We start from the raw sequence: 17036 nt of genomic DNA on the forward strand, positions 1-17036 counted from the left end.
CGTGAGCGCCGCCCACGCCAGCGCCCGAAGCGATCAGGAGGCGTCGCCACCTGCCGGGCAGGCAGCGCGACGATGGTGACGAGGAGGAGGTGAGGACGCCGGCAAGAAGCAGTCTGGGTCGCGCCATGACGCACAGCTTACCCGGCTTTCGGTATTCACGCCCGACATGGTGCCGAGGTTGTTTTCGGCCGCGCGGACGATAGGCGTGAGGGGGCAACCCCAAACGTCCCCGGCCCCGGCGTCGAGTCAGGCCGTCTGACGACGTAGGAGGAAGGGCATAAACGCCTGACGGTGCGGAACGCATGACCTGCGTGGGTTCGGCCACCGATTCCGAGAGCAGTGTCAGGTGATCGGCAGGAACGTGTGGTGGCGCCACATCTCAGCGCCCTATCGTCAATGGCGGTGACACCGGTCTGGGTCACAACGGCCTTCGCGATCTGTCCGGTTGCCACCGGCGAAAGCATGGTCCAACTCAACCCCAAAGGTAATGATCGCGGAGACGCAAGCGTCAGGAACCAGAAGATCCGTCGAGGCGCCGAAACAGGAGGCGTCGGGGGAGGGTGGACTTCGGGAGCAACAGCCGTTGTCTCAGCGCGAACGGATCCGGTAGTCGCGCGAAGCCAGATACTCGGCGATGGCCTTCCACGAATCAGAGGCGATCCCATCTCGCGCAACATCCTACGACCGGTTCTTCAGCCCACGGTCCCGCCCGATTTCCGCGGACGGTCGAGGCGAAGGCTGGAAGCTGCGTCCATCAACTCCGCCCAGGTCAGCACTTCTGCTGGCGCGGCCGTCTGGTATTCTCTGCCGGAATGCCCAGACGAGTCCTTTCCCTGCTTGCCCTTCTGGCGAGCGCCGCCGTGGTGTCCGCACAAGCCGTGCCGCCGCCGGTGACCGCCGCCGATCTGTCCGCACTCCGGTTCCGCACCATCGGCCCGGCAAACATGAGCGGCCGCTTCGTGGACCTCGCGGTCGTCGAGCGCGACCCGTACACGTTTTACGCGGCCAGCGCCACGGGTGGCATCTTCCGCACCACCGACAACGGCGTCACGTTCGCGCCCGTCTTCGAGAAGGAGGCCGTGCACTCGGTTGGCGCCATCGCCGTGAATCAGTCCAACCCCGACATCCTGTGGGTGGGCACGGGTGAACGGGCCAACCGGCAGAGTTCGTCGTGGGGCGACGGTGTTTACAGGTCCACCGACGCGGGCAAAACATGGACACACGTCGGCCTGCGCGATTCACATCACATCGGTCGCATCGTGCTGCACCCGTCAAATCCCGACGTGGCGTTCGTGGCGGCGATGGGCCATCTGTGGGGACCCAATGACGAGCGCGGCCTGTATCGCACCACGGACGGCGGCCGGACGTGGACGCCGGTGCTGCGCGTCAACTACGACACCGGCGTCGTGGACGTGGCGATGGATCCATCCGACCCGCAGATCGCTGTACGCCGCCGCCTATCAGCGCCGGCGCACGGCGTTCGGCTTCGACGGCGGAGGGCCTGGCAGCGGACTGCACAAATCCACGGACGGCGGCGCCACATGGCGCAAGCTGGGCGGCAACGGCCTGCCGGCCGGCGAATACGGACGGATCGGCATTTCGATCTACCGCAAGGATCCGCGCGTGGTCTACGTGTCGATCGAACAGGGCGGCAAGTACAACGCCTCCACCGCGTACATCATCCGCAAGGGCGGCGTATATCGCTCGGACGACAAAGGCGAGCGCTGGACGTTCAAGAGCGACTGGAATCCGCGCCCGATGTACGCCAGCCAGATCCTGGTCGACCCCAACGATGACCAGCGCATCTACATGGTCAACACGTTCAGCTACTCCGACGACGGCGGAGTCACGTTCCGGCCCGCGCGGCAATCGCTGCATGGCGACGACCGCCTGGTCTGGGTGGACTGGCGCGACTCGCGCCACATCATCAAGCTCGACGATGGCGGAATAGGCATTTCGCACGATCGCGGGCAGAAGTGGCTCTACATCCCGTCACTGCCGGTCAGCCAGCTCTACCGGGTCGCGGTGGACAACGCGGTGCCCTACAACATCTACGGCGGCTTCCAGGACAACGGCTGCTGGATGGGACCGAGCGCCACCCATCAGACGACCGGCATCCCTCAACGAAGACTGGAAGCGCCTGTGCGGCGGCGACGGATTCTTTGTGGCGCCCGACCCGGACGATCCGCGACGGGTCTATTCCGCCTCGCAGTTTCTGGGTCTCGCCCGGGGCGATCTGCAACCTGGCACAGCTCCAGCGTCCGTCCCGGAGACCCCACGGGCGCGATTGGCGGCCGGCGCAATTTTGACATCTACGCGCAGAAGCTGCCGGCGCCGGAGCTGGGCAACGCCATGCACCCTGCGAACTGGGACGCGCCGTTCCTGCTTTCGCCGCACGACACGAAGACGATCTATGCCGGCGGCAAGCACCTGTTTCGAAGCCGGGATCAGGGCACGACATGGGAGGACCTGGGCGACATGACGACCGGCGTCGATCGACGGTCGTTGCCAATCATGGAGCGCCTGCCCACCGACGACACACTATCGCTCGATGACGGCGTGCCCTACTGGCCGACGATCTCGGCCCTGGCGGAATCGCCGCGAGTGAAGGGCCTTGTCTACGTGGGGGCCGACGACGGGCGGTTGCGAGTGTCGCGCGACGAGGGGAAGACCTGGGCGAACGTGGACGCGCGAGTGCCGGGCCTGCCCAAGGGCGCCTGGTTCTCGGGCCTCGGAGCCCTCCCGTCACGCGGATGGCACGGTCTACATGGTGGTGGACAATCACCGCAGCGACGACTTCACGAACTACGTCTACCGATCGACGGACTTCGGCCAGACCTGGACGTCAATCGTTGGAGACCTGCCCGCGAAGCGCGTCGCGCGCACGATCAGGAAGACGCGCGGAATCCGGCACTGTTGTATCTGGGCACCGAGTTCGGACTGTTTGTGTCGATCGATGCCGGCGCGCACTGGGTGTCGCTCGGCGCCAACCTGCCGACGCTGGCGATCAACGACCTGCTGGTGCATCCTCGTGAGCAAGATTTGGTGCTGGCTACGCACGGGCGTGGCGTGTGGATTCTCGACGGCGTGAGCGCGCTGCAGGAACTGACGCCGGCGGTGGCTGCGTCAGCGGCGGCGTTGTTCACCCCCAAACCGGCCGCCATGATTCGCTACTCGAGTCTCAAGGCGCACATGGGCGACATGGTGTTTCGCGGCGAGAATCCGGCCGCAGGCGGCGCCATCGACTACTGGATTGGCGGATCGCCCACCGAGGTCGTGCTCACGATTCACGACGCCGCCGGCGCCGAGGTACGCCGCGTGGCCACGACGAAACAGCGCGGGGTGAATCGCGCCACCTGGAATCTCCGGCATGCCGATCTGGCGGCTGGTGGCGCGGCGACGGCCGCTACAACAGATGATGAGGCGCCTGGCGGCGGTCGTATGCAGGGGCCGTGGGTGGCGCCCGGCGACTACACCGTACGCCTGCGCGTGGATGGACAGACCCACGAAAAGACGATGACCGTTCGCGAGGATCCGCGCATCGACATCCCGCTCGACGATCGGCGCGAGTGGCGCGCCGCGCAGACGGCGGCCGGCGAACTCTACACCCGCGCCGTCGCCGTCACCGCGAAACTGGCCACTGCCGCCGCCAGCCCTGCGCTGGCGGAACAGCGGCGGCTGGCGCGAGAGGTGGCCGGCCGGCTCAGTGCGCTCTACAACGAAGTTGATCGGTGGACCGGTCGTCCGACCGCCGACCAACTCTCGAAGCTCGCCCACTATCGCCGCATCGTCGAATCACTGGAGCGGTGATCAGGCCGCTCAAGTGCGCAGCACAATGATTGGATTGACGCGAGACGCGCGGACCGCCGGGATGAGTGCCGCGACAAGGCCGGCCAGCGCGAGCACCCCAACAGCCGCAGCGTAGAGCCACGGATCCTGAGGCTCGACCTGAAAGAGGAATGACGCCACGACCCTGGTGGCCATCGTCGCGACGGCCGTGCCAATGACGATGCCAGCGGCGAGGATGGCGGCGGCTTCCCTGAGCACGCTGTTCCGCACATCCGACGGTTGCGCGCCGAGCGCCATCCGCACGCCGACCTCACGCGCCCGTTGCGCGACGATGTAGGACATCACGCCATAGATGCCGATCGTGGCGATGGCCAGCGCGAGCGCGCCGAAGACCGCGACCAACACAGTATTCCAGACGCCGCGGCTTGAGCAGGTTGTCGAACAGGGCGCTCAACGGCTGGACCGCTCCCACGCGCACGGTTCCGGCCGTCTCCGCCGCCGCCTTGAGTTGCGCGGGAGATGGCGTGGCGCCGCGACGAGTGCGCACAATCAACGCGCCACCCATGCCTGTGGCTGGCCCGACCGGCACAAACACCTCGGGCACGACGTCCACTTCCGGCCCCTTGACGCGTGAACCCCGAACCACGCCGGTGACCGTGCGCACGGTGCCATCGCCGGTCTGCACGGACTGGCCGATCGGATCATCGCCCCCGAAGAATCGCTGAACCGCCAGTTCGCTGATCACGATTGCGCTCTGCCCAACCGCTGCGCGGGTGGCCCCTCCGAACCCATCCCCACGCACCATCGTCATGCCCATCACGTCGAAGTAGTTTGCCGACACAGCTTTGATTTCCACACTGCTTTCCGTGTTGGCGAGCGCCGGGCGGTCAATAACTCGAAGCGCGGTGGCCGCCGAGCCACCCGACAGCGGCGCCCCGCCAGTCCCCATGAACGCGACGGCCTCAATGCCTGAGACGCCCGCCACCGACATTCGCGCGTCTTCCACAACGGCCGACGCCCGCTCTCGCTCGGCGGCCCGCCCTTCGGGCGGCACCGATCGCAGAATCGCGTTGACACGCACCATCGTGAGCGGCTTGTAGTCGAAACCCAGGTCGAGACGCATCACGTTTGCGAAGCTGGCCAGAAACAGCGACGCGCCCACGAGCAGGACGACGGCGAGCGCCACTTCCGCCACCATGATGCCCGTCCGAAGCCGGCGACGGGTCGCGCCGCTCGTGCCGCCTCCGGCGGTCTGCACCAGCGTCGAGGACACATTTGACCGGGAGTGCTGCCACGCCGGCAGCAGCCCGAACACGATTCCAGTGACGATGCTGGTGGACACAGCGACGGCGAGGACACGCGCGTTGATCGCGATTTCCGACAATCTGAACAGGGTCGGAGGCAGCAGCGCCCCGATCGCTTCCACGCTCCACCACGCGGCAAGCACGCCGAGGGCGGCGCCCGTCGCCGACAGCAGCAGGCCTTCGACGAGCAGTCCACGCGTCAACACCCAGCGCGAGGCGCCAAGCGCTGAACGCACCGCGATTTCGCGAGCGCGGGTCGTAGACCGCGCGAGGACGAGATTGGCCACGTTCGCGCACGCGATGAGCAACAGCATGGCGACCGACGCCAACAGCATGCGCATCGCTGGGCCCGCGTCGCCTACCAGCCAGGTGCGCAACGGCATCACGGTGCTGGTACGGTTCTCAAACCAGGCCGGGTAGGCTTGAGCCAGATCCGCGGTCACTGCGGCCATCCCGGCGCGCGCCTCAGGCACCGACACCCCAGGCGCCAGCCGGCCGATCACCGTCAGGAAATAGGCTTTGCCTGGGGCGTTACGGTCGCGGTCCTCACGCAGCGGCACATACGGGTGCCACACAAACTCGACTCCGGCCTGCGGCATCGGATATCCGAAGTCGGGCGCGAACACGCCGACAATCTGCCATGGCCCGTCGGCGGCAGGGATCGTTCTGCCCACCACTCCAGGGTCAGCAGCGAAGCGACGCCGCCAGAGGGCGTCACTGATGATCAGCACCCTGTGGAATCCTTCGCTCTCCTGTTCCGCAGTGAACACCGCGCCCAGCGAGGGTCGCACACGCAGCACTCGCAGCAGGCTGGCGCTGACGCCGCGGACCTCCACGGCCTTGAGTTCCGGGTCGGCTGGTGCGAAAGCGCTGCGGCCGAACGTGCCTAGATCTTCGAAGACCGACTTGGTGCGCGACGTCCAATCGAGGAAGTTCTGTGGCGCCGCCGGACCCGGTCGGCCGGTGGTCCGCGTCACCTCGAGCACACTCACCAGCCGGGATTCGTCCTCGAATGGCAGAGCCTTGAGCACCACCGCGTCCACCACAGAGAACATTGCGGTGGTGGCGCCGATGCCCAGGGTCAGCACGGCCAGGGCTACCAGGGTGAACCCGGGTGCCAGCCAGAGAGCGCGCCACGCGTGTCGCAGGTCAGTCCACATGCGAGTGAGTATGGCCGAAACACCCGGCCGCCTGATGCGTCCACATAATGTGCAACCCACTTCGGCTGGCGGCGAGCTCCCCACTACAGATCAGGCTGTTGGCCGATTCCCAACTCAATTCTTGACGCCCGGTAAGCAGGTGCGAGCGCGGCGCCCAGTCCCACCACCGCAACAATTGCCACGCTGCTGCCCAGAACCATCGGGTTGGCAGCGGCGACCTCGTAGACGTATCCCGCCATTAGCTGTCCCATCCACCACGCAAGGCCGGCGCCGACCACCACACCCGCCGCAACAACCCGTGTGCCCTGTGCGAGCATCAGGCCGAACACGTGTCCGGGTGTGGCGCCCAGACTGAGGCGCACGACCATCTCTCCGTGACGCTGGGCGCCTACAAACGCGAGTACTCCGAATACTCCGGTCCCGGCCAGGAGCAACGAGATGACACCAAACGTACTCATCAGGAACACACCCAGGCGCGACCACACGAGCGAACGAGTGACGACCTCGTCCATCAATTCGAAACGGATGGGAACGTTCGGATCCATCTGCTGAAACACTGCGCGAATCTGTGGAATCAGGAGTTCCGGTTGCGCACCGGCGGTGGTCAGGATGTAGTTCCGGCGCAATGGGGGCCGCTGGGCATCCACGAGGTAGATCGCCGGCTCTGGAAGGTCGTCGAGTCCCGCATAACGCACGTCCTCGACCACGCCGATGATGGCCGCAGTCTGCGGCTCAAACTTGTCACCAACCCGACGGAAGAACAGCCCGGAGAGTCGCTCTCGGAGCGGGTCGGCGTCGGGTGGCAGAAATCGCGAGGCCCAGGTGCGGTTGACGATGACCACGGGATCGGTATCAATGCGGTCGCCCTCAGAGAATGGACGCCCGCGAATCACCTGAATATCCAGCGCACCAAAGAACGCCGGGTTCACGATGCGCGAGCGGCCGTTCGGCCTGAACCGCGGCTCCGTTGGGCGACCCACGATATCGGTGAACGTGGTGGAGTCCCATTCGCGCCCAAGCGGCACGGTTGTGGCCATGCCGACGTGCGTCACACCCAGTGGCGTCAAGCGTTCGGTGATGTCCGATGACCACGCCCTGTTCCGCGCAGGGTCGGCACCATACGGCATGCGCGGCAGCAGCGCCTCAACGAGCAGACGCCCCTGTGCGGCGAATCCCGGGTCAACGGCGAGGAGATTTCGGGCACTGAGCAGGAGCCGGCCCGCGCCGGCCACAAGCATGATCGCAAGTGCCACCTCAGACACGACGAGGATGCCCAGCAGGCGTCGTGTGCGCACGCCGGTCATGCCACTGCGTCCGCCGTGATTGGCCATGCTTGTGACACTGGTGCCGGCAGCGATCAACGCCGGGGCGACACCCACACTGATTCCGGCCAGCATCATGACGACGGCCGCGAAGACGGCCACGGTCGGGTCAAACGTCAGCCCCTCGGCGCGCGGAATGGATGCGCCTCCAACGGCCACGATGACGCGGATGGCCGCATACGCGAGAGGTACACCAATGGCTGCGGCCGCTACGGCAATGACCGTTGACTCGGACAACAACTGCCGGATGAGATGCGATCGCCTGGCGCCGATGGCGATGCGGACCGCCATCTCGCGCGCTCGTGTGGCGCCACGTGCCAACAGCAGATTGGTCACGTTGGCCATGGCGAGCAGCAGGAGCAACGCGGTGGCCGCGAAGGAAATGAGGGTCGTTGGACCAAGATCGCCCAACAGTGCCGAGAGCAGAGGACGGAAGACAAAGACCCGGTTTTTTGCCTGATCGGGATACTTCTGCGCAAGCGAGTCCCACATGGGTCCCAGTACCGCGTGGACCTGTTCGGGTGTTGTGTCAGGCGTGAAGCGCACGTACGCGTCGAACATGTGCGAGATGCTCTCACCAACGAAATCGGCAAACCACAGGTCGGCGTCGGCCGGCGCATCAAAGACGTCAGGGGCCACGCCAACCACCAGCGCCGGGCCATTGGCGAGCTGAATCGTACGTCCGGCAATCTGCGGGTCCGCACCGAAGCCGTTCCTCCAGAGCTCGTTCGACAACACGACGGAGCGCACGGTTCGGTTGGCATGATCCGACGGCTGGAAGGCGCGGCCTGCGGCCATCGGCAGACCGAACAGATCAAAGAACCCTTCCGTGACGCCGGTCGCCACCACCTCGCGGGCCTCGCGACCATCGGCGATCAGGATGTCGTCAACCCGTCGAACAAGCGACGATGCGGTGACCCGATCGGTGGTGCGTCGCATGGAGGAGATTTCCTCGGAGGCGACCATGCCGATGGTGAACCTGCCGTCGGTCATCGCGGTGCGGACTGTGTAGATGTCGTCGGCACCCACGTACGGCAGCGGCCGCAGCATCGTGGCCTGCACGACGGCAAACAGCGCCGTCGGCGCCGCGATTCCAAGGGCCAGCGCGCCCACCGCGGCCGCAAAGAAGGACGGCTGGCGCCGCAGGGACCGGAGCGCGATCTTCAGTTGGAACATGCCGGAAGTGTAGTGCACCCGCCGGCGAGGCCGTAGACGAAAAAATGGGCCGGCACCGTGATGGTGCCGGCCCACAACCAGACTCTTTGCTGCTAGAACACGTAGCTCAACTTCGCGTAGACCACATGCGCCTTGTACGGGCCGTTGTCGGGCTTCATGAAGATGTACACGCTCTGCGGCATGAGCAGACTGCCCTGCGTGAACGCATCCCGGAAGTCATACTTCTCGAACCAGTACCCCATGCTGATCTTCCAGTCCGTGGCCACGTTGTAATCAAGGTTCGCGACGACGGTGGTCAACTCGGTGTCGTCGTAGTCCACGATGTCCGCAGCGCCGCCCTGTCCCGGCAGAATGAGCGTCGTGCGACCCGGCGTGTAAAACGAACCGGCTTCGCGCGCGGTGATGTCCATCAGGCCATCAACCTTCTGGTGCATCGCGTTAAACGACAGTGTCCACTTCTCCGGCACGATCTGGAACACCGCGTTCGCGCCGTAGGTGTCGGTCTTGTCACTGCCCGCGTAGTTGACCAGGTTGTTGAGTGCCGTGCCCGTGAGTGTGGCCCACTGATTCGTGGAACGATCCTTTTCGTACGTGTAGTACGCACCGACAGCGGCCCGGTCGTTCGGAGTGAAATCGACCTCTACTGTATAGGTGTCGTACTTCGCGTCCAGCAGGCCCACCGGGGTGTCCGGAATCTCCGGTGCGCCCGCTGACGTGGCTCGCCGATTCGGCCGGTTGGTGAACTCGACGTGACGCTTCCCGTAGTCGAAGCTCAGGTCGAGGGTGCTGATCGGCGACAGGATCACGGCCACCGAGGCGCGCTTGGTGTCACGCTCGGCCTCGTCAGCCTGGAACCCGTAGAACGTCTCGCCTTCCGCCGTTCGCGAGATGTCCTCGTACTTGGCGCGCAGACTCACCAGATCGCTGCTGCGGTAGATCGCTGCGGCCTGGTACCCGGTGTCTTCGCCCTTGGTGGCCTCGCGATAGGTCCGCGTGATTTTCGTATTGTGGAACACGCCTTCAACCGTGAGGTCGCCGAAGTCGTAGGTGGCGGCCGCGAGCAGACGTTTCGTGTTGGTGTCGTACGGATTCGCGGTCAGATGCCCGTAGGGTGCATCGGCCGCGATGGTCGTGTTCACCCAGGCCCGATCCGGATTCCCCGACGTGTCGCCGGAAATAACCCAGCGGTCGGTCTTGTTGGTGAGGTCATGGGTGCGGTAACTGGCGCGGAGGCCCAGGGCCTTGACGGGGCGCGAGGAGAAGTTCAGGTTCACCGTCGTCGTGTTGATCTTGCCGTTGAGTGACGGCTTCTGGAGCGACGAGACGAGGTTGGCCGGCTGTCCGGTGCCCGTCAGGATCACCGAGTTGATGGTGTACGGGTAGAACGCGGCGTTTTGTGTCCACCGCCCCATCGCGACGTCGCCACTGAGGCGGGTCTGCTTGGCGAACTTCAACAGGAACCCGGCCGAGCCCGTGCTGGCCTCGTTGTCGGGCGCGTTGACAAACAGGGCGCGCGAGGGGCCACCCAGCGTGCTGGTGGAGACCACATCAACCGCCTGGAACGGGTTGTCGATGGTCAGCGTCTCGGCGTTGTTGTCATACAGGTTGCGATTGAACGCCGCGTGCACGTTGCCTCTTGTGAAGTTGTACGCCGCGCGGAAGCCGAAGTCCTGGACCACGTCGTCTGAACGCTCCGGCACCTCGTAGGACGGGTTGACCTGGCTGCGGACGTTGCCGCCGCTCAGTCGGCGATAGCCGGATCTGACCTGGCGCATGTAGGTGACGGCCAGCGCATAGGGCGCGTCGCCGCCGCCGTATGTGAGCTCAGCCGAGCCACGTTTGCGGAGGCCCAGCAGGTCCATCACGTTGGCAGACGCCAGCGTGGGGCCCAGCAGGTTGTCATAAAAATCCACGGTCCGCTTTGCGGTTGGGAGCCGCGTGTCGTTGGCCGTCTGGAGCACCTGGCGCAGAGACGTACTCATCGTCCACACGCCTGGAGCGCTCTCGGAGAACATCGTGCGTCCGTTGTTTCCGATGTTGTGGGGAATCTGGTTGTAGTCGAAGAACAGACCCACCCTGCCCGAGTTCAGCCAGCCGGTGTAACGCTGGTCGGACTGGCGCACGTTAAACGCGTGGAAGTCGAAGAGGAATCCGTCCTTGCGACTGAAGACGTTCGCGTACGGAATCGAGATGCCCTTGGGCACCTCGCGGTACTCGTCGAACTTCGCCGACGAGATGTCTTTGACGCTCAGTGCGCCGAAGACGATCTTGCCGCCGGAGGTCTTGGCGGGCGCCTCTTGCGCCGCCGCGTATGAACCCGCCACGAGAAGCCCCATGGCGATAAGCGCCGTTACTCTCAGTATTTTTTTCATGGGGTTATCTCACGAAGTATGCGCCGGAGGGCGAGTTGGAGCCGTGAATATTCAAGTGGCACTTCGTACACCCGCTCTCAATGAAGCGTGAGTTGACGGTGGGGAAGCCGGTGGGCGCTGCTGGCGGCGCGGAACGTACGCCCGCCTCGGTTGAGAGGTTGTCACCGGACCCGAAGTGACCGGAGCCGCTGATGTGGCAGTTCCAGCACAGATTCGGCATTTTCGAGGTGAGCATCGACTTGTGGTTCGATCCATGCGGCTGGTGACAGGACACGCAGTCTTCACGAACCGGAGCGTGCTCAAACAGGAATGGCCCGCGCTTCTCGGTATGGCACGTGTAACAGAGTTCATTGACCGACTCTGCCTTGATCATCTTCGGGCGCACGCCGTCGTGCGGGTTGTGGCAGCTGGCGCAGCCCATCTTGCCTTCGCGCACGGGATGATGCGACGTCCGGTTCAGTTCGCTCCGTTCGGCTTTGTGACACGTGACGCAGGTCTCCGTGTCCGTCTTGGTCTTGAGCTGGCCCTTGATTGACTTGTAGGCGTGCACGCTGTGGCAGGTGGAGCAGGCCACATCGCGGCGCGCATGCATGCTGCTCAGGAAGCTGGCCTGATTGGCCTTTTCGTGGCAGCTAAGACAGATCGCGTTGCTCTCCTGAGCGTCGAGCTTCTTGAGCGTCGGCACCGGGCCATCCGTCCGGCCGTCGGCCTGCGCCTTCGCGTGTTCACTCGCGTTCGCGTGACAGTTGGCACAACTCTGTGTGAGTTCGCCGTGCTTGCTGTTTTTGAATGCCTCACTGCCGGCCTTGTCATGGCAGGTGGTGCACTGTTCGACATCAATCGGTGTCGAGGCCGCAGCCATCGCCGACTGCTGAGCGACAGGCTGCGGAACTTTCGGCTCCACCGCTGTTTTTTCAACAGTGACGGGGGGGCGATCGCCGCCGAAGTCATCACCACCCTGACGCCAATCGCTCCTACCAACCAGAGACCCAACCCACAAGCCCACAACGCTTTGGGGCCGTTTCTGGGGATGTATCTGCCCATGCCAACCTCCTGCAAACCCTCGGTCCGAATAATTCCGGCGAGTAACCTGCTGCACCTACCCGCAAACACCGTGCCGACGTGGTTATGGGAGCTTCCCAACGGCCGGCGCCGCCAGGCAGGGGTGCCGGATCGCGGCGGGGGGGGGGCAGGACACGGACGGCCGCGTTCAGCGCGGAGGGGTGGTCAGGGGCAGCGCCACACGGCGCCGGACTCCGCCTAGCTAAGAAAGGGGATGTACCCCAGGTAGAGCGTGACGCCGACATGGAGGACGACGATGACGAACATCACGTACACGAGAGGCATGTGGAAGACGTGCCACAAGTTGAACAGCTTCTTCGTCTTTTCCAGGTAGGCGGTCTGACGAATCAGCGCGGCACGATCCGCGATGACATGCACGGCGTCGTGCAGCACATGCTCGTCAAGGCCGGCATGCGCCAACTCGCGCTTGAGCATCACGAACTCCTTGTGCGTGCGCCACTCGCCCGCCAGCAGACCGACAAGTCGCCGGTGCCGGCCCTCAAGCGGGACCAACCGGTCTTCGAACGCCGTCACTTTGGCCAGCAGCGCGGGCGGCAGATCGTCGGCGGCCAGTTGATGGCTCAACGCAGCCGCTCGCGCGTCGAGTTCGTCGTGGGTGAGCTCGATGCCGCGCAGGCTGCGGGGAATACGCACGCGCAGGTAACGCCCCACGAAGCCCGACAGCGTGACCAGGATCATGGACCAGTACGCCACCGAGACCAACCCGTTGAACTTGAACGAAGTGTGGAGCGTGACCAGCACCGGTCCGACAATGCCGCAGAAGATGTGCACTTCGAGCCACGTCTTGATGCTGCCGGCGTTGCGGAGGCGCGCCATCTTCTTGCGCATCGCATACGCCACCGGCACCAGCATAAGGATGAAGCCGGCGACGCCAAAAAGATGGCCGGCCATGCCCGACGGACGCAACATCCGGTACTCGGGACGGTAGTTTCGCAAGGCGATCGGCGTGGCGTAGTACTCCCAGCCGCCAAGTCCCCACAACACGGACACGCCGAGAATCAGAATGGCGGCGGCACTCCACACCAGGACGTGGCCCAGCGCCTCCGATACGGTTGGTTTCATTCAGGCCTATGCATCAACCGTGCAGTCACTTCTAAGTCTCGAGACACACGCCAGAACGTAACCATCTGCACGATCCTGATCATCGAGCATGCTGGATTGGCAGTCTACATCGCCCGACACCACCCGTGTGCGGCACGTGCCGCACACACCGGCACGGCAGAGCGACGGAATCGAAGCGTGACAGGACTCAGCGGCCTCAAGCAGGGTCTGGCCGCCGGAGATGCGGGCCATCACGCCGCTGCGCTCGAACGTGGCTTCATGTGCGCCAGAGGGGGCCGGGGCCGGAGCCGGCGCCGCCGCGCTGGCCCCGGCGGGCGAGAGGCCCGCCGCAGCGGCAACGGAAGGGTTGAACACTTCGAAATGGATCTGGGTGGGAGGCACGCCGAGCGCGGCCAGAAGGCTGGTCATCGCGTCGATCATCGGCGGGGGGCCGCACAAAAAACACGAGGCATGCGCGAGGTCGGGAATCGTCTGGGCGATCAGTGACTCGTTGATGCGCCCCGGCGGTTGCTCGGGCGGTGGCGCCGATCCCGTGATGACCTGGATCACCCGCAGTTGGGGGTGACGATGACCCAGGAACTTCAACTCCTCGCGAAACGCCACGTCCGCCGCCGTCTTGGCCGAATAGAAGAGCGACACCGGACGGGTGGGCTCCGTCTCCACCGCATGGCGCAGCATGCTCATCAGCGGCGTGATCCCGACGCCGCCGGCAATCAGCACCAGCGGACGGTCTTCACCGCCCGGATAAAAGAACGCGCCGGCCGGCGCCATAACCGCCAGCATCGAACCTGGCCGCAGCGTGGCGTGCAAGGTGCCCGACACCAGGCCAACTCGCTTGACAGAAATCCCGAGGAACCCGCGCGAAGCGGGAGCGGAACTGACCGAGTAGCAGCGCACGTGCTCCTTGCCTTCCGCGCGGACCCGCACGGCGATGAACTGCCCCGCGCTGAAGTCAAAGCCCTCGGGGCGACCAATGCGAAAGGTCCGGATATCAGGCGTCTCCTGGATGACGTGAAGGACCGGGCACAGCACAAAATCACGGCTCCGAGTTTTCGGGGCGGGTGTGGTCACCACCGGTCGGGTGACCGCCACCATCGGCCGCGCGGACGGTGGTGGTACCGCACGCGCGGGGGCCGACGAGGATTTCGGCACCAGGACCTCACACGCAAGGAACCAGACGAGGTGCGCACCAAATCCGGTGGCAATGCCGATCACAGTGGGGAGCAGAAACGGTGACGCCGAGAACAACAGTGACACGACGCCCACGAGACTGAATGGCCCCGACATGTGACTGCGATGCACCCGCAGAACGACCAGCGCGAGGTGAATGGTGGTCAGGAACGCGAGGACTGAGGATTCTGGCTGCCAGGACTGCAAGGTGAGAGGACCGAAGCAAGGGTCGATGCCAGATTCGTGAAGGCCCTGGTCTGGTATCGGACTTGCAGCACAGAGGGGTCAGTGGCGAATCAGGTCGTTTCGCCCCTGGAATCGTAAAGAAACTGCCGAACAATTTCACACACGCCGTGTCAAAAACGACAGCAGCCACTATTCCAGCGGCTCCAACATTCTCGAGCGAGATCCTGCGCTTCCGCATGTCGGAGCGCCAGATCCACTGGGCCGTCGCCATCCCGTTCATGGTTTGTTACGTGACCGCGATCGTCTTGATGGCGATCTACAACCCGCATCCCGAACGTCCGTGGCGCCTCGCCTTCTCGTGGACGCACCGGCTATCCGGCCTCGCCCTCTGCGTCCTTCCGCTCTGGGTCATCGTGCGGCACTGGTACGATGTGGCGATCCACATGGCCAACATCCGCGAGGTCTGGCGCTGGACGCTGGCCGACCTCAAGTGGCTGTTGCTCACGGGCCCCGCCACGTTCAGCAAGTCGATCATCCTTCCCGAACAGGGGAAGTTCAACGCAGGCGAAAAACTCAACTTCATGGTGTTGACGGTCACCGTGCCGCTCTATCGGATTGTGCACGGGCCTGATGATCTGGTCGCACCAGTTCGCATTCCCCGCGTGGGTGCTGCATCTGACGATGGCGGCCCTGGCGACCCCCGTGCTGTTCGGACACCTCTTCATGGCGCTGGTCAATCCCGGCACGAGGAAGGGACTGAGTGGCATGATCACGGGATCCGTTGATCGGCACTGGGCCTCGCACCACTACGGACGCTGGTACCGGGAGAACTTCACCGATCCTGCTGCGGCCGCAGGCACACGCGTGGAGACCGCGCCTCACGCGGGAGCAGCAACCGGCGCCGCCCGCCACGACGGAGCGGCCGTCGCGCCGCCTGCCAAGGGCCATGCGCCGTCGGACGGACGGGTCGAGCCTTCAGCCTCGACTGGTTGACAATGGCCCGGCGGGGGCACATCTTGCACTGTGCCCATCCTGCGCAAACCGTACCTGATATTCCTTGCCGACGTCACGCTAGCATCCGACGCCAAGACGGGCTTTGGCCTGCGCGACTGGTGCGGTACAGACGTGATCGGCGAGTGTCGTCTGCCCCAGGGCACTGTATCGCTGGGCCTGCCGATTCTGCGTCCACAGGAAGCAGCCCTGGCCGGCGCGGGGTCGCTGGTCATCGGCGTCGCAGTGGTTGGCGGACAATTGCCTCGCACGTGGCTGCCTCCGCTTGTGGAAGCGCTCGATCATGGCCTCGATGTGGTGAGCGGTATGCACACACGGCTGACGAGCTTCCCTGAACTGGTGGAGGCTGCCGCCCGGGGCGGCGGTCGCCTCGTTGACGTGCGCGCGACTGATCGCGTGCTGCCCACCGGCACCGGCATCAAACGCCCCGGCAAACGTGTGCTCACCGTCGGCACAGACTGCGCGCTGGGGAAAAAATACACCGCGCTCGCGTTAACGCGCGCGCTGCATGCAGCCGGCGCCAGGGCGACCTTCCGCGCGACGGGCCAAACGGGCATCATGATCGCCGGAGACGGCATCGCCGTGGACGCCGTCGTGGCAGACTTCGTGGCCGGCGCGGCGGAACTGCTCTCGCCTGCAAACGACCCCGATCACTGGGATGTGATCGAGGGCCAGGGCGCACTTTTCCATCCGGCGTACGCCGGCGTGACACTCGGACTGATTCACGGTTCGCAGCCCGACGCGATCGTGCTATGTCACGACCCGTCACGACACCATCGAAGACTACCCACACGCATACCTCCCTCGTTGGGCGTCGCCATTGATCGGTACCTGGAAGCCGCGCGACTGACGAACCCCGACGTGCGCTGCGCCGGCATCGCGATCAACTCTTCGTCGCTCGACGAGCGTGAGTGGCTGGCGTACCAATCGAGACTGGCCGCGGAATTCGACCTTCCCATCTGCGACCCCGTGCGCACCGGCGTTGACGCCATCGCGCAGCGACTCCTTCAACCGCGGCGGCCGGAATCTCAATGACGTTGCACGTCGCGCTGGCGCTTGAACGCTGGCCGCTGCTCGAGCCGTTCGAGATTGCGCGCGAGACAATAGCCGACCTTCCGCTGCTCCACCTCACGCTCACGGATGCAGAAGGGCGACAGGGTCGAGCTGAAGCGGCCGGGGTGGACTACGAAGACGAAACACCGGAAGGCATGGCGAGGACCATCCGAGCGGTTGCGCCGGCCCTGCGTGCGGATCTCGATGGCGACGCGCTGGCCGCGCTGCTGCCCTCCGGCGGAGCCCGCAATGCCGTCGACTGCGCACTCTGGGACCTGCGCGCCAAGCAGACAGGGGTTCGGGCCTGGGAGATGGCGGGCTTGCCGCCGCTTCATCCCCTCACCACGG

The 17036-nt window shown here is 65.1% G+C and carries 12 protein-coding genes; 5 read left to right on the forward strand and 7 right to left on the reverse strand.

All coding sequences use genetic code 11. The annotated features are described in order from the left end of the window. Positions 1-1623: 1623 nt before the first annotated feature. Positions 1624-3810: a hypothetical protein gene (locus IPL75_13535; GenBank protein MBK9241248.1), complete on the forward strand. Its 2187-nt coding sequence runs from the start codon at positions 1624-1626 to the stop codon at positions 3808-3810. A gap of 9 nt (positions 3811-3819) precedes the next feature. Here IPL75_13535 and IPL75_13540 read toward each other — a convergent pair whose 3' ends face one another. The 7 genes from IPL75_13540 to IPL75_13570 form a co-directional block, all read right to left on the reverse strand. Beyond that, entirely contained in the window at positions 3820-4191 is a 372-nt protein-coding gene (locus IPL75_13540) for an FtsX-like permease family protein (protein ID MBK9241249.1), read from the reverse strand. After that, positions 4100-6253 carry an ABC transporter permease gene (locus IPL75_13545; protein ID MBK9241250.1) on the reverse strand — a complete coding sequence of 718 codons (2154 nt, stop codon included), beginning with the start codon at positions 6251-6253 and terminating at the stop codon, positions 4100-4102. The genes IPL75_13540 and IPL75_13545 overlap by 92 nt, the downstream gene beginning before the upstream one ends. A gap of 83 nt (positions 6254-6336) precedes the next feature. Continuing rightward, positions 6337-8751 (reverse strand): ABC transporter permease, encoded by a 2415-nt coding sequence (locus tag IPL75_13550; GenBank protein ID MBK9241251.1) that lies wholly within the window; start codon positions 8749-8751, stop codon positions 6337-6339. A gap of 92 nt (positions 8752-8843) precedes the next feature. Next, positions 8844-11123, reverse strand: coding sequence for an MtrB/PioB family outer membrane beta-barrel protein (locus IPL75_13555; protein ID MBK9241252.1), 2280 nt, complete (start codon positions 11121-11123; stop codon positions 8844-8846). 4 nt (positions 11124-11127) lie between these two features. Further along, on the reverse strand, positions 11128-12027 hold the full coding sequence (locus IPL75_13560; GenBank protein ID MBK9241253.1) for a DmsE family decaheme c-type cytochrome: 900 nt from the start codon (positions 12025-12027) through the stop codon (positions 11128-11130). Between the two features lie 356 nt (positions 12028-12383). Further along, positions 12384-13268 carry a hypothetical protein gene (locus IPL75_13565; GenBank protein MBK9241254.1) on the reverse strand — a complete coding sequence of 295 codons (885 nt, stop codon included), beginning with the start codon at positions 13266-13268 and terminating at the stop codon, positions 12384-12386. 6 nt (positions 13269-13274) lie between these two features. Further along, complete coding sequence (locus IPL75_13570; protein ID MBK9241255.1) at positions 13275-14645, reverse strand: iron-sulfur cluster-binding domain-containing protein; 1371 nt, start codon at positions 14643-14645, stop codon at positions 13275-13277. A gap of 146 nt (positions 14646-14791) precedes the next feature. Between IPL75_13570 and IPL75_13575 the strand changes: the two genes are divergently transcribed. The 4 genes from IPL75_13575 to IPL75_13590 all read left to right on the forward strand — a co-directional run. Continuing rightward, positions 14792-15409, forward strand: a complete 618-nt coding sequence (locus IPL75_13575) for a hypothetical protein (GenBank protein MBK9241256.1) — start codon at positions 14792-14794, stop codon at positions 15407-15409. After that, positions 15390-15617, forward strand: a complete 228-nt coding sequence (locus tag IPL75_13580; protein ID MBK9241257.1) for a hypothetical protein — start codon at positions 15390-15392, stop codon at positions 15615-15617. Before IPL75_13575 ends, IPL75_13580 begins: the two co-directional genes overlap by 20 nt. A gap of 30 nt (positions 15618-15647) precedes the next feature. Then, positions 15648-16670, forward strand: a complete 1023-nt coding sequence (locus IPL75_13585) for a DUF1611 domain-containing protein (GenBank protein ID MBK9241258.1) — start codon at positions 15648-15650, stop codon at positions 16668-16670. After that, positions 16667-17036: dipeptide epimerase (locus IPL75_13590; protein ID MBK9241259.1), on the forward strand; the 370-nt coding region annotated here is incomplete at its 3' end. The genes IPL75_13585 and IPL75_13590, both read left to right, overlap by 4 nt.

This window comes from Acidobacteriota bacterium (assembly GCA_016716905.1).
Taxonomy (GTDB): domain Bacteria; phylum Acidobacteriota; class Vicinamibacteria; order Vicinamibacterales; family SCN-69-37; genus SYFT01.